This window comes from Bartonella clarridgeiae ATCC 51734, assembly GCF_000518185.1.
Taxonomy (GTDB): Bacteria; Pseudomonadota; Alphaproteobacteria; order Rhizobiales; family Rhizobiaceae; genus Bartonella; species Bartonella clarridgeiae.
Genome location: NZ_JADC01000011.1, coordinates 218,200 through 233,579, shown reverse-complemented (window position 1 = coordinate 233,579; position 15,380 = coordinate 218,200). Strand labels below are relative to the sequence as shown.

The window sequence follows — 15,380 nt, the reverse complement described above, 5'->3', positions numbered from 1 at the left end:
TTTATCAGAAGCCCTAAAAACTCTCCTATAAAGGATGCTTTGATATTGCATAAAAAAATGATAGAAGTTCTGCATGGCCAAAACACAAATATCTTCTTCTGATAAACATCTCATCATTCGGCTTCTAAAAGACAATTTTCATAAACATATACACTTGTACAGTGTAGCCATTGTTTCAATGATCATTATTTCCTTTACCACTGTAATCAGTGCATGGATTATGCGCGATGTTGTTAATCATATTATTGATGGACAAAATTTTAACATGATTGTTTTTATTTCTAGTGTTATTGTTTTTATTTTCATTCTCAAGGGAATTGCAACTTTTGCTCAAACTTACTTTTTAAGCAAAGCAGGCAATAGTATCGTTGCTGAACAACAACGCAAAATTTATGCACACCTCATACAACAAGACATCTCTTTTTATCAAAATAACACCTCATCTGATCTTCTTGTACGCGTAACCCACAGTGCAACAGCAGCACGCAACATCATTGATATAATTATCACAACATTTGTGCGTGATTTACTTTCTGTTATTGGTCTTTTGTTTGTTATGTTTATTCAAAATTTCACGTTAATTGCCATTACTTTAATAATAGGTCCATTAGCATTTTTAGGAATTCGAATAGCTTTAAAATATGTTCGCAGCCTTATGGAAAAAGAACTTCTTTCACTCGGAGAAATTATCAAAATCGTACAAGAAACGACGATTGGTATTTATGTAATAAAAGCCTTTTCACTCGAAAAATTGATGCAAAAACGCATGAACAAAGCTATTTATGATGTTGAACGACAAGCAAACAGTATCGCAATGCTTGAAGCTGCCACAAATCCAATTATGGAAACACTTGCTGGCATTGCTATTGCAGGTGTTATCTGTTTTTCCGGCTATCTCGCAAGCCAGCGTGCAGGCATTCAAGGTGAATTAATGTCCTTTATTGTCGCTTTGCTTCTAGCCTATGAACCAGCCAAAAGATTGGCAAATGTGCGTGTTAAAATTGAATCTGGTCTAGTTAGCATCCGTACAATGTTCGAAATACTCGATCATCCTCTTACAGTTACGGAACATAAAGAGGCTAAAGATCTTAATAAAATGCAAAATTCCATCCGTTTTGAACATGTTTCTTTTGCTTATACTAATGATCAGATGGTATTAAACGATATCAATCTAGAAATTGAAGCAGGCAAAATGACAGCATTAGTGGGACCATCGGGTTCAGGAAAGTCGACCTTTATTAGCCTTCTTATGCGCCTTTATGACCCTACTCAAGGACGTATATTGATTAATGATCAAGATATTCGCTACATCACATTTCGTTCCCTTAGGAATCTAATGGCCTACGTAGGACAAGATACTTTTCTATTTCAAGGAAGCGTTAAATATAATATCGGACTTGGAAAAGAAGGAGCAAATGATAACGATATTATTAAAGCAGCAAAAGCAGCCAATGCTCATGACTTTATTGTAGATCTGCCAAACGGTTATGATACACAAGTCGGGGATAATGGCAATAATCTATCAGGCGGACAAAAACAACGTATTGCCATCGCCCGAGCAATGCTTCATGATAGTGAAATCTTACTTCTTGACGAAGCAACAAGTGCTTTAGATTCACATACTGAAGCGCAAATCAATGAAGCTCTTGATCTCCTTACACAAGGGCGTACAACTATTGTTATCGCTCATCGTCTTTCAACGATTGCACGTGCTCATAAAATTGTTGTAATACAAAATGGGCATCTCGTTGAACAAGGGACTCAACAAGAATTACTTGCAAAAGAAAAAGGCGTCTATAAAAAACTTCATCACACTCAATTTAAAGAACAGAATTTTTAAATAACAGACTTTAGCACTAGTTTTTTAACTAATTTTTCAGTTAATAATCTTTTTCATAGAACAAGCCAAAACTCGTATTTTCTTCACTTCCTATGGCCCCTTTAGCTTTAAGATGACGTGAAACATCCAAATTAATTGTTCCTTTCGTTGTTCCATTGGATCCTGCTTCAAAACCCAAGTAAATATTATCATGGATATAGCGTCCAACACGTAAACCTGTATTGCCTTTTTTATCAACAATAACATCAAGATCATCAAGACCAATATGGGTACGTAAAGTATTTAATAAAGATGTATTAGAAGCACCAAAAAGCTCTGCTGCTGCTGCTGTAAGCTGAACAATCTGAAATGGCGATAATTCGTTAAGAGAGCGATTAAAAATCAAACGCGCTAATACCTCATCCTGTGGCAAAATAGGTTGTGAAGAAAACTGAATATCAAGATTATCAATTGTTCCACTTACTATCACATTAACACGAATATCGCCATTATTATTGTTGGTAATAAAATAAACAGTAGGATTAAGATTACCGTTAAAGCTTGCATGTCCTTTATCAAAATTGAGACGTTGTGAAAGAATATCAAACCTTCCGCGAATCATTTGCAATTCACCAACCGGATGCATACTATACAAAGGACCTTTTAAATTAATGCTTCCTCCTAATTCAGCATCTACCCCTCGACCACGGACAAAAAATTTGTTGTGTGCATTAATTCTTACATCCAATTGCACAGCAGAAGAAGATTTTTCAGAAGAATCTTGATTATGATTGTAAGTTTTAACATTAGCTCGCTCAAGTGTTTTTTGAACCGATGCGATTAGATTCTTATGTTTAAGATCAAGAAATGCAGCATTTTGAAAATTATCAGGGATAAGAAGCTCTGCTTTTTCAACTGTGATATCACCACCAATAACAAGATCACGCAAAAAATAACCAGTTACTGTCATTTTACCTGTTAATGTTGCAAAAATCATAGACCCATCATTATAATGGGCACGATCGAGATGAATAACTAAATCTGTCTGTAGATCATTAGAGATGCGACCTGAAGCAGAAAGAGACCCTCCATAAGATGAAGAAGTATGCTCTAAAATCATATGATCGCCATTCAGTTTGCCTTCAAGCCTTATATTATTCAATTCTAAATTTGTTTGCGTATCTAAAAAATGACCATTAGATACAGAAAAATATCCTCTTAACTGTGGCTGAGATAATGCACCACTGAAGGTGCTATCTATTTTTAACGTTCCCGTTACATGTGCACCACGCTCAGCTACAAATTGATTCATAAAAGCAAGAGGCATAGTGCCTTTAATATTCAATTCAGCTCTCGAATTATTCAGAAAAATCTGTCCATTAACAAAAAGATCCAATTCCTTGGCATCCGATGCTATCATATGCTCAATATAAAATGTCGATTTTTTATAAGAACCACGAACATTCATATTAATCGATTCTGGTCCTTTATGAGTCATTACTGTCAAATTTTGACTAGAAAGCTCAAAATAGGTAGACAAACTCTTCCAATCTCCACCAATATCAACCTTACCAACCAATTCTCCTCCAAGAGGTTGCCCCTTGATAAAACCATTGACCAAATGCGCAGGGAAATTTTTTAAATTAACATGCAAATCAAAATCGCTCTTATCTAAAGGAACTTTTCCTTGTGCTTGCGCTTGTAATCCGTCTCCACTTAACTCTGCATATAAAATAAGAGCCTGATCGATTGTTTTACCTTTGGCAGAGAAAGCAAAAGGCATTATTTTCTTTTCTTGAAAAGAAGCAATCGTCAACGCTTGGCCCTTTACATCATAAATTATCTCAGGCTTTGTCAAACTCCCACTGACCATAATATCTCCTGTCAAAGTCCCAACAGCACCAAGATCTGGTTTCCAAAAATTAGCTAAATTAGCAGGAACAGCACTCATTGTAAGATGCAAATTAAGATTATCTTTAATATTTCCTGCAAGCGCGATTTCACCTCCATTGATAGAAATTCCTAACTTGTTCATCGTTATTCCATTTTTATCAAAGATGATGGTCGCTGGTTTAAGTAATGCTGCGTGCAGATTGACTTGTTTTACATCTATAGTTTCAAGCTGCACTTTTTGTTTCACACCTGCGGGTAACCCCTCTGTAATAACGCGTCCAGAAAACTTTGCATTCATATCATTATGGAGTAACGCCTGAACATTAAAAACCGTTTGTCCATTGTTATTCATAGCCTGAGCATTCAAATGATTTAGCATGATTAATGGCGTACGGATATGTTCTGCATTAAAAGAGCCTTTTAATTGTATTGCGCCAAAAGGATCAAATATATCGGCTTGTATTGCCAATTTTTTTATTTTATTTTTTGCAAGTATCAAATGGTCAATACTCGCTTTTAAATTTGCTACTTGTTGGTTATTTATTTCATCAAAGATAAAATCCCCTTTTACTTTTCCACTCCCTTTTTGCAAAAATAATGCAGAAAGTGTTGAAATATCTTCCGCATCAATATGCAAATTGCCTTTCAAAAAACGTTCAAACGTTTGAGCAATATTACCAGTTATACTCGCATTACCTCCTTTAATATTGATACCCTGAAGATTCCAAATATGGTCAGCATTGTTAAAAGAAGCAGACAGCCGCAATGGTTTCTCAGCAAAAGTTCCCTTTCCTTCTATAAAACCTGTTAAATAGGAGGCAACTGACGATGTATTATCCATAAGCACATTCATATTGAATATTGTATTTTGAAGCTTCTTACCAACCAAAAATGCTTCAGTAATATAAGCATTTGTACTGATTTTTATAAGATTATTATGTCCTTTAGCAGTCCCTTTAATCGTAACAGCGCCATCCATTCTTGGATCCAACAGAGCAAGATTAGACATTTGAGCAGAAAAATCCATTTCAGCACTTTCTTTGGCAAAATGGCCATCAGCTTTTATATCGGCAAACTGATTTTTTAAATGGAAATCGTGTACAATTAAACCCATTGTATTCCACGCAATATCACCTGAAAGAAGCAACTTTCCTTTTAATAAATGATCAACTGCTTCCTTTCCTATTTTAACATTGTCAGCAGTGCCTAATATTTTAAGATCAAAAGCACTTTCAATTAAATTAAAACTTCCTTTCGCTTTAATATCTGCACCGCCAGAAAATGACTGTCCATTCAATAAACCCAAAGATGCTAATGTCTGTGCTTTTACACCAAGATCACCTTTAAAAATGAAACGATCCATTTGTCCTTTTAACCAAATAGAAAAATCCTGAGCTGTAATACTAAAATCATGGATTAACATTGGCTTTCCAGAAAGAATATCCGTATCAAGATGTATATGAACTGGTTGATTCAGATCTTCTGCAAAACTATCTTTAATACTTGTAATTCCCTGAAGAGTGCCATTAATTTGAATACCTACATGACGAGAAACTAAATTATCAAGATTTTCACTTATCCCCCCCATATCAAAAACTGCATCACGAATATGAATATTGTCATTTTTCAAATTATGTATAGCAAACCGTCCTTTCCAAGTTTTTTGTCCTTTACGGCCATAATCAACTGTTAAAGCAAGATTATCTATACGTGTTCGCGTCTCTAATCGTGGTAAACGAGTAGACGATTTTTCTTTATCAAAAGCTATTTTGCCATCAACAAAAAGACGTCGTAAAAATCCATCATTCGTTATCTCAGCATTAGCCACAACATCAATTGCATCTCCTTGAATGGTTATATAATTAAGCTGCATTGCACCTTCGTTTGTCATCGTTGTTTTTGCTTTTAACGCAACATTAGATTCAAAGAGACTACGATATTGACCAGGCATTAAAAGACCAATTTTTCCCTCTAAATTAGTTAAAAGACTATGACCTTCTGGAACACCTGCAAGAATAAAATTACCCTCTAAAATAGGCCGCTGATTAGCTTCTAAATGAAGCATAACAACCAAATCATCAAAAGTTCCATTACCTTTAACAGTGAGGTTTAATGCAGGACGCTTTTCAAGCTCAAGAATATTAGCCATAATACCATTTTGTGGCTCGTCAGCAACAATATCAATTTTAGCTGTACGATCGTTATTGGATATTTTTGTCAAAATAGAAAAATAACCTGATTCATCTATACGTTGAACCTCTATATTGCCATCAAATTCATCACCATCTAAAGTTAAATGCCCTTTTAATGATACATCAGAAGAAAGACCAAAAATGTCTTTTTCAAAAGTCACACAATCAACCATTAGTGTATTGACAAAAATTGCCATAGGCAATTTGGGTATAGAAAATTGATCAGCTTCAAAAAAAGAAATTGAGGAAAAGCTCTGTGGTTTGCGTAACAATATAATTTTTTCTGCTGAAAGTTGATTAATCTCAACATGTCCTCGCAATAACGCTAAACGATTCCAATCTACCTTAGCATTGTTAATTTTAAGCCAAATGCCTTTATTATCACTCACAGTAATCGTATCAATCGACGCTTGCGAAGATAAGGCTCCCTGGACATTATGCAAACGAATTTGTCGATTAGGTGCTGAAAGTTTACGTTCAATAAAAGAGACAAACCATGAACCACCATCTCTCATTTTCTCTTCAGCTAATGAATTTCCTCTCTGAGCAAATACAAAATAGCTCATCATCAAAAGAGAAAATCCAAATAAAAAAAACCTTAAATACAATATTTTTTTCATTAGAACGCTTGCCCTATACCCACATAAAAACCAACACGGGGATCACCTTTCTCTCGCTTAAAAGGGAAAGCTACATCAAACCGAAAAGGGCCAAAACCAGTCATATAACGACCTCCAATACCTACTCCCCATTTCATTTGTTGTGAAAAATTAAAATACGTTTTTTCCCCTACAAAACCGCCATCAATAAAACTTACAAATCCTATTTTATTATTAAAAGAAAGACGTAATTCAGCTGATCCTTCAACAAGAGAACGCCCACCAATAATAGTATCATTTTTTGTTTTGATGCCAATATTACGATAAGCGTAACCTCTAACAGATCCACCACCACCAGCAAAAAAAAGCGTATCTGAAGGCAATTCAGCTATATTACCTCCGATAATTGTACCAAGTTTTACTCGTGTTGAAAAAATAAAATGATCTTTTGCATCAAACGCCCAATAAGAACGACCTTCTATCGTCATTTTTGTCACAAAATTATCAAAATGTGTTTCATAAAGTGGTTCAAGAATCGCTTCACCATATAAACCTTTTGTTGCATTAACTGTACTATTACGGCCATCATAAATTAAACCACTCAATAATCCAATCGTGGTAAACTGACGGCTCCCAAAATAATCATCACGTGAATAACCACTAAAAGCAGCTAAAGCAACTCGTCCTGATAACTGATCATTGAAGATATGCGTAATGCCCACCTGCCCTTTGAGAGCTGTTGTAGTATAATTATCTAAAACATCTTGCTCTCCTTTTAGTTCTGCTGCAAAATCCGTATCAGGAGTAATGATGCCAGGCTTAGTGAATGTTGCTCCCAAAAGATAATCAAAATTCTTCAGACGATAAGATTCCTCTTTTCTACTACCAATACCACTTATTTTAGTTTCAATTTTAAAGCGTTCTGCGTGACCAAAAAGGTTACTATGCATCCAATAAGTTTCAAGCCCCACACCATCTAATGTTGAATAGCTACCACCAATGCCAAAACGTCGTGGTTTACGTTCTTCTAAAATAAGCGTAAGCGGTAAACGACCATCAGGACTAATTGTCTCAGCTTCACGCACAGTAACTGCACGAAAAACATCAAGTCGTGCAAGCCGTTTATTTGCTTTGATCAACGCATCAGGATTATATTGCTGACCTAGTTTTAATCCTGTCATCCATGCAATATAGGCTGAATCCATACGTGGTTGTTCACTCACATTACGCACATTTAAAAAACTATAATAAGCCTTTTTCCCAGGATTAACTGTAATCTGCGCGTCAACAAAGCGTGTAGCATGATCAGCAACCACATCACGACTAATAACACTTGCTTTAGCATAACCTTGTTGTCGCCATCTTTCTATTAACCATCGTTCTGCTTTAAGAATAGTCTCAGATTTTGCAATAGCGCCAACCTTATAATCTAAATTTTCCATTAAGAGAATTTCACCTATTTTATACTTTTCAAGAAAAAAAGCTTTATTGAAATTCGCAACATTAAAAACATACTGTGGACCAGCATCAATTGTAATAAGAATACTCGATTGAGTTGGTAATTGAGCTAAAGGGCTTAAATCAGCAACTTCTAAACCATTAATCTTAATACTAATGATACCACCATAACGTCCATCAGCATAGAGAGCAGCAAGTATTGTTCGATAATTTGAACGAGCTTTAGCTAATAAACCAGACGAATTTGCTACTGCTTTACCTTGATCAGAAACAAGAGAAGACGCAGCTTTAGCTATTTTAACCCCTTCTGGTGGAGCCCCTGGTGGAGCAACTACCTCAATTGTATAAGATTTTTCTGCACTATTCATTCCATACGAGGAAGAAGCCGGCTTTTCTTTACCAAATAAACGAAAACCAAAAAGCTCAAATGCCACAACTGACCGTGCAAAAGTAAAGACTAACCATAAGCCTACTACTACGCTGTATGCGGCTTTTGATTTCAACGAAATTCTTGTCTGACATATTACCAAATCAGATACTCTTAATAAACAGTTTGATATTTTTTTCTTATAAATAAAAATCAACTAAAGAATGATAAACATAATTTTCTATTTAAGTTCTTCATCCATCTAATCACATTAAATAATACACTTTGCTTAAAATATGTGGTGTCATATTTCTTTTCCGTTTTTCCCGCGTACTTACGTGTCTTTACAAGATTTTGAAGAACTGTGAGATAAAGCAGCGTTATGTCTTTGTATTTTAACATATTCATTTAGCTTACTTTAAATACTTTATTGAAGCATATCTTATCATAGTTAAATTTATGCAAATACCCCCTATTATCGTGCTATAAAATTCTGCATATATATAAATCTCTTCATCAAAAAGAGCATAGAGACACTTCTTGATTTTTATACATAGATATGATTGTCTCTTTTAAATAAAAGAAGGGGGAAAATAAATAATGGTCGCGCGTGTTACAACGGTTGCTTTTCGTGGTTTAGAAGCAATTCCTGTTGATGTACAGGTTATGATTTCCCCTGGCAAAATAGGGATGGCTATTGTTGGATTAGCAGATAAAGCGGTCGCAGAAAGTCGTGAACGGATACAAGCAGCTCTTCATGCTTGTGGGCTTTCTATGCCAAACAAACGAGTTACTGTTAATCTTGCGCCAGCTGATTTGCCCAAAGAAGGTTCACATTATGACCTTCCCATTGCAATAGGCTTAATGCTCGCTATGAATCTTCTTCCTTCCGAGATAGCGCAAAAATATATCATTTTAGGTGAATTATCACTTGATGGATCTATTAACTCTGTTAATGGTGTTTTACCAACTGCAATGACAGCATTATCACTCGATAAAGGATTAATTTGCCCTCACAAATGCGGACCTGAAGCGGCATGGGCAAACACAGAAATGGATATTCTTGCCCCTGAAACTCTTCTTACTATAATCAACCATTTTAAAGGAATACAAATTCAAAAAAGGCCACAGCCACGTCAATACAGCACACCAACCGAATTACCAGATCTCTGTGAGATTAAAGGACAAAAAGCTGCAAAACGCGCATTAGAAGTTTGTGCAGCTGGACGGCATAATCTTCTATTTATTGGTCCTCCTGGTGCAGGCAAATCTATGCTAGCCCAATGTTTACCTTCTATTTTACCACCTCTTGATAGCCGTGAGCTTTTAGATGTTGCTCTCATTTCTTCTATTACAGGAGAAACAACACATAATGCCATATCACGCTATCGTCCCTTTCGTTCGCCACATCATTCTGCTTCTATGGCAGCCATGATCGGTGGTGGGCTCAAAGGACAACCAGGAGAAGTATCACTTGCTCATAACGGTGTTTTATTCCTAGATGAATTCCCTGAATTTTCTCCTCAAGTCCTTGATTCTCTTCGTCAGCCTTTAGAGAGTGGAGAATGTGTTATTGCCCGTGCCAATCATCATATCAGCTATCCTGCTCGTATCCAACTCATCGCTGCAATGAACCCTTGTCGATGCGGTATGGCTGGTGAAAAAGGCTACGTTTGTTCCAAAGGTATACGGTGTCAAATTGATTATCAATCCCGTATTTCTGGTCCTCTACTTGACCGAATTGATTTACGTATTGAGGTCCCTGCTTTAACAGCAATGGATCTCATGCAACAAAAACAGTCAGAAAAAAGTTATAATGTCGCAAAACGCGTTGCACAAGCGCGCTTTATTCAAGCTAAACGTTTTGCAACACTAGATCTTCCCCACATCCGAACCAATAGCGACTGCCCTGCAAAAATCATTGAACAAATTGCTATTCCCGATCAAAATGCAGCTACATTACTACGAGATGTTAGCGAAAAAATGCACCTTTCCGCACGTGCTTATCATCGTATTCTCAAAGTCGCACGCACTATCGCTGATCTTGATCAAGCACAGCACCTTGCACGCCACCACCTTGCAGAAGCCATTTCCTATAGGTTAAACAATGAAAGACTCGTAGCTATCGCTTAATAAGTTTTGAATTAATAAAAACTAATTGGAAAATAACGTAAATAAAGCTCTATAAGCTTGCCATCACGTTCTAAAGATTGTAGAGCATAATTAAGAATATCAACTAATTTTGCATTCTTTTTTGCAACAGCGATCCGCATTCCTGTTCCTAAAAATTGTGGAGCTATATAAGCTCCCCCAACAAAATTACAGCAATCCATTGATTGTGGATCATTTATCCATAAAGACAAAGCCAATCCATCATCAAAAATAAGATCAATTTCATGGTTCTGTAATGCTTTATAGAGCATTTTTCTATCACTAAACCCCTGCCATTTGGCTTTAGAAAAATAACTATGAAATAGTTTTTCATATGCACTTTTTATCAAAAATCCACTTTTTAAATGCTCAAGTTTATCACTTATTGGTTCATTAAGATTCAAAGACTTATATGATACGAAACGTGCAGGAAAACGCAAATAAGTTTGGGTAAAAGAAAGATATTGACGCATTTCTGTTGTTTCTTCTAAACCAGCAATAATCGCTTCTGCTCCATCGCTGTTGAGATGATTTACCAATTCTTCCCGAGGAATAATTTCTACTTCACATAGTTTTTCAAGTTTTAGTTTTACGCAAATAGCGCGTAATAAATCAGCATTATAGCCTGAAAGATGACCTGTTTTATCAAGAAAGTTAAAAGGAGGAAAATCAAACGTTGTAACAAAACGTAAACGCGCTATATCGGTTATATCAGGCTGTATTAAATGTTCGTACGCATTTAAAAAAAAAGGAAGCCTTCCTCCCATCCCAGCCTTCACAAAAGGTGGAAAAAAAAGGACCGATGCCATAAAAAAAATTCCAATAAAGTAATTTAACATATCGATAAATTTATTCATTTTCAAAATCTTCCCCCACAAATTACTCATAGCTAAATTACTATTTTCTCTTTGTCGTAGTGTTAAAAAACTTAACGAAAAGAGTTTGTATTTTTAAATAGGCTAAAATATTGGATATTCTTCAAAATTATCAAAAAATTTAATAGTTTCCATATATTTTTAGAATATCTATAATATAATATGGATTTTATGATGTATTTTTTGTAGATAAAAATACCAAAAACAGCAGTCTTTTAGTGCAGAAAAAAAATTTTCTATATTAGTATTAGCTTTATTGGTGTTTTCCTTGTAATTATTTTGATTTTTTTTCTATTACGTAAGAACAATAACTTAATTTTGTAAATACCATCACTTTTTCTAGACACGATAAATTCAAAATAATAAGCTAATAATTTTCTTTCCAAATAACGTGAATCTCATTATTAAAGCTATAAAATATAACCAAGACAACTATTTACTGTGTTACAATAAAGATCTCTTTTACTCATCATTTTATTGTAAAGCAATAATCGTGCAATACGTAGCGATAAAAACATCACCATTTGAGTGCAAAAAACCTTTATATCTATTATAGACATGACACATGTTGAATATAGATTTTATATACAGTAACATCTAATATTGTTATTCTGTAAATAACTGGCTAAAATATTAAGCGCAAAAAAACCGATTAAATATTGAAATTAAATACAGAAATGGATTGACCTATGAGTGATGAAACAATCTCGCCAATGTGTGGTGACTATGGTGCATCTTCCATTAAAGTACTTAAAGGTCTTGATGCTGTGCGTAAACGTCCTGGCATGTATATTGGTGATACCGATGATGGTTCAGGCCTACACCATATGGTTTATGAGGTCGTGGATAACGCTATTGATGAAGCCTTAGCCGGTTACGCTACTCTTGTAAATGTCACACTTCATGCTGATGGATCTTGTTCTGTTCGTGATAATGGACGTGGAATTCCAACTGATATTCATCCAACTGAGGGTGTTTCAGCAGCTGAAGTCATCATGACGCAACTTCATGCTGGTGGAAAATTTGATCAAAATTCTTACAAAGTTTCCGGAGGATTGCACGGTGTTGGTGTCTCTGTTGTTAATGCACTTTCTGTTTGGTTGCGGTTACGAATTAAGCGTAATGGCAAAATTCATGAAATGTCGTTTACCCATGGGGTAGCAGATTCCGCATTAAAAATTGTTGGTGATTGCGATTCAGAAAGTGGAACAGAAATAACTTTTTTACCAAGTTCTGAAACCTTCACAATGGTTGAATTTAATTTCGAAACTTTAGAACGTCGTTTACGGGAGTTAGCTTTTTTAAATTCGGGTATACACATCCTTCTCACTGATCAACGTCGTGCTGATGTTCAATCAGTAGAATTACATTATAAAGGTGGATTAGTTGAATTTGTAAAACATATTGATCAATCAAAAAGAGCTCTCATTGATAATCCTATTTATATTGCAAATGAAAAAGATGGTATAAGCGTAGACGTTGCTTTATGGTGGAACGATTCCTATCATGAAAAAGTATTGTGTTTCACTAACAACATTCCTCAACGAGATGGAGGAACTCATTTAGCAGGTTTTCGTAGTGCTTTAACACGTCAAATAAACGGTTATGCAGAATCCTCAGGTATTGCAAAAAAAGAAAAAGTTAATTTAACCGGTGATGATTGTCGTGAAGGCTTAACAGCTATTCTTTCCGTCAAAGTACCTGATCCAAAATTTTCCTCTCAGACAAAAGATAAATTGGTTTCTTCTGAGGTGCGTCCTATTGTTGAAAATTTGGTAAATGAAGGTCTTTCAGCATGGCTAGAGGAACATCCTAATGAAGCAAAAATTTTTATTAGTAAAGTAGTAGAAGCTGCAGCGGCCCGTGAAGCAGCCCGTAAAGCACGCGAGCTCACACGACGTAAAGGAGCCCTCGATATCACTTCTTTACCAGGAAAACTTGCTGATTGTCAGGAACGTGATCCTACAAAATCAGAAATCTTTATTGTTGAGGGAGATTCAGCCGGCGGATCAGCTAAAAGTGGACGTTCACGTCAAAATCAAGCGATTTTGCCCTTGCGTGGTAAAATTCTTAACGTCGAACGAGCGCGCTTCGACCGAATGCTCTCATCTGAGATGATTGGAACACTCATAACCGCTCTTGGTACCTCCATTGGGAAAGATGAATTTTCACCAGATAAAGTACGTTATCATAAAATTATTATTATGACGGATGCGGACGTTGATGGTGCGCATATCCGCACCCTACTTCTTACCTTCTTTTTTAGGCAAATGCCTGAATTGATTGAACGTGGACATCTTTATATTGCTCAACCACCTCTTTATAAAGTATCACGTGGTAAATCTTTTCAATATATAAAAAATGAAGCAGCATTCGAAGAATTTTTAATTGATGCTGGATCGGAAGAAACAACATTAGAACTTTCAACAGGTGAGGTCTTTGCTGGTACTGATTTGCGTAAGCTCGCTGAAGATGCTCGTATGTTACGCCAACTTCTCAATGGTCTTCATACACGCTATAATCGTAATATTGTTGAGCAGGCAGCAATTGCTGGTATTTTTAGCTCTGAAGCCTTTACAACACCAGAAAAAGCTCAAAAAACAGCAGACAATGTTGCAAATCGTCTGAACTTAATTGCCGATGATATGGAGCGTGGTTGGAGTGGTATATTTACGCCAGAAGGAGGGCTGTGTTTTGAACGTATTTTGCGTGGCGTAAAAGAGGTTATTATACTCGACGCAGGGCTTATAAATTCAGCGGATGCGCGCCAAATTGATCGTATTGCTCAAAATCTCATAGAAGTCTATAGTCCTCCTCCTCTCTTGCATCATAAGGATAAATCAGAGCGCATTTTTGGACCTATTGGTTTATTAGAAAGTATTTTTAAAAATGGCAAAAAAGGTTTAACTTTACAGCGTTATAAAGGTCTTGGAGAAATGAATGCTGACCAATTGTGGGAAACAACCCTTGATCCTGATGCACGTACTCTTTTACAAGTGAAGATCAATGATGCAACTGATGCAGATTCACTCTTTTCTCGCTTAATGGGTGATGAAGTTGAACCACGGCGAGCTTTTATTCAAGATAATGCCTTAAGTGTTGCTAATCTGGATATTTAAAAGTACCCTTTTGTTTTAAGCTGTATATAAACATTATGATTTTATCTGTTATTTTTTCGTATTTGCGCATTTTTTCTACATGTTATTTACGATAAAAGCAAAATAAGAAAGGTCATGTATTATGGCAGCGGAAACAGAACGTGTAGGAATCGAAGGAGGCATGGAACATTCTTTTGGCTTTACAAAAGTTGACGAAATGCAAAAACAATCTATGGTTGACAATGTATTTCATTCTGTCGCTGAAAACTATGACAAAATGAATGATATCTTATCTCTTGGACTCCATCGTATATGGAAAAATTCTATGGTAGCGTGGCTGTATCCACCAGCTATTTCTAACTGGAAAGTTCTTGATGTAGCCGGTGGCACCGGTGATATTGCTTTTCGTATTCTCAACGCCTCACACAGAAAAGCTCATGTTACAATCCTTGATATTAATAGCTCAATGCTGAGCGTTGGTAAAAAACGTGCACAAAAAAATAATCTTGCCTCCCTTATTGACTTCATTGAAGCCAATGCAGAACATTTGCCTTTTAAAGATCAAAGTTTTAATGCTTATACTATCGCCTTTGGAATTCGCAACATACCGCATATTGATAAAGCTCTCAGGGAAGCTTTTCGTGTTTTAAAACCAGGTGGACGTTTTCTATGTTTAGAATTTTCAAATGTTGAAATGCCTCTACTTGATAAAATTTATGACCTTTGGTCTTTCAATGCTATTCCCAAACTAGGTCAATTCATTACAGGTAACCATGATGCATATCGTTATTTGGTTGAATCGATTCGTAAATTTCCTAAGCAAAATGATTTTGCCCATATGATTAGAAATGCAGGTTTTTCTTCGGTATCATATCGTAATCTTACAGGTGCTATTGCAACACTGCATTCAGGTTGGAAGATTTAAAAA

At 35.8% G+C, this 15,380-nt stretch carries 7 protein-coding genes; 4 read left to right on the top strand and 3 right to left on the bottom strand.

Annotated features, from left to right (window positions below; genetic code table 11):
- The first annotated feature begins 73 nt into the window (after positions 1–73).
- Positions 74–1,840 (top strand): ABC transporter ATP-binding protein, encoded by a 1,767-nt coding sequence (locus tag T420_RS0104635; RefSeq protein ID WP_013544410.1) that lies wholly within the window; start codon positions 74–76, stop codon positions 1,838–1,840.
- Positions 1,841–1,880: 40 nt separating this feature from the next.
- Here T420_RS0104635 and T420_RS0104630 read toward each other — a convergent pair whose 3' ends face one another.
- Positions 1,881–6,524 (bottom strand): translocation/assembly module TamB domain-containing protein, encoded by a 4,644-nt coding sequence (locus tag T420_RS0104630; RefSeq protein ID WP_026501183.1) that lies wholly within the window; start codon positions 6,522–6,524, stop codon positions 1,881–1,883.
- The gene (locus tag T420_RS0104625; RefSeq protein WP_013544408.1) at positions 6,524–8,464 is read right to left on the bottom strand and encodes an autotransporter assembly complex protein TamA; all 1,941 of its coding nucleotides are present in this window, start codon (positions 8,462–8,464) and stop codon (positions 6,524–6,526) included. The genes T420_RS0104630 and T420_RS0104625 overlap by 1 nt, the downstream gene beginning before the upstream one ends.
- Before the next feature lie 464 nt (positions 8,465–8,928).
- Here T420_RS0104625 and T420_RS0104620 point away from each other — a divergent pair, with 464 nt between their 5' ends.
- Positions 8,929–10,461: a YifB family Mg chelatase-like AAA ATPase gene (locus T420_RS0104620; RefSeq protein WP_013544407.1), complete on the top strand. Its 1,533-nt coding sequence runs from the start codon at positions 8,929–8,931 to the stop codon at positions 10,459–10,461.
- Positions 10,462–10,472: 11 nt separating this feature from the next.
- On the opposite strand, the gene T420_RS0104615 is transcribed toward T420_RS0104620, so the two are convergent.
- Positions 10,473–11,336 (bottom strand): transporter substrate-binding domain-containing protein, encoded by an 864-nt coding sequence (locus tag T420_RS0104615; protein WP_013544406.1) that lies wholly within the window; start codon positions 11,334–11,336, stop codon positions 10,473–10,475.
- A 707-nt stretch (positions 11,337–12,043) separates the two neighbouring features.
- Here T420_RS0104615 and gyrB point away from each other — a divergent pair.
- Positions 12,044–14,473: a DNA topoisomerase (ATP-hydrolyzing) subunit B gene (gene gyrB, locus T420_RS0104610; RefSeq protein WP_013544405.1), complete on the top strand. Its 2,430-nt coding sequence runs from the start codon at positions 12,044–12,046 to the stop codon at positions 14,471–14,473.
- 121 nt (positions 14,474–14,594) lie between these two features.
- Entirely contained in the window at positions 14,595–15,377 is a 783-nt protein-coding gene (gene ubiE, locus T420_RS0104605; protein ID WP_013544404.1) for a bifunctional demethylmenaquinone methyltransferase/2-methoxy-6-polyprenyl-1,4-benzoquinol methylase UbiE, read from the top strand.
- The last annotated feature ends 3 nt before the right edge of the window (positions 15,378–15,380 follow it).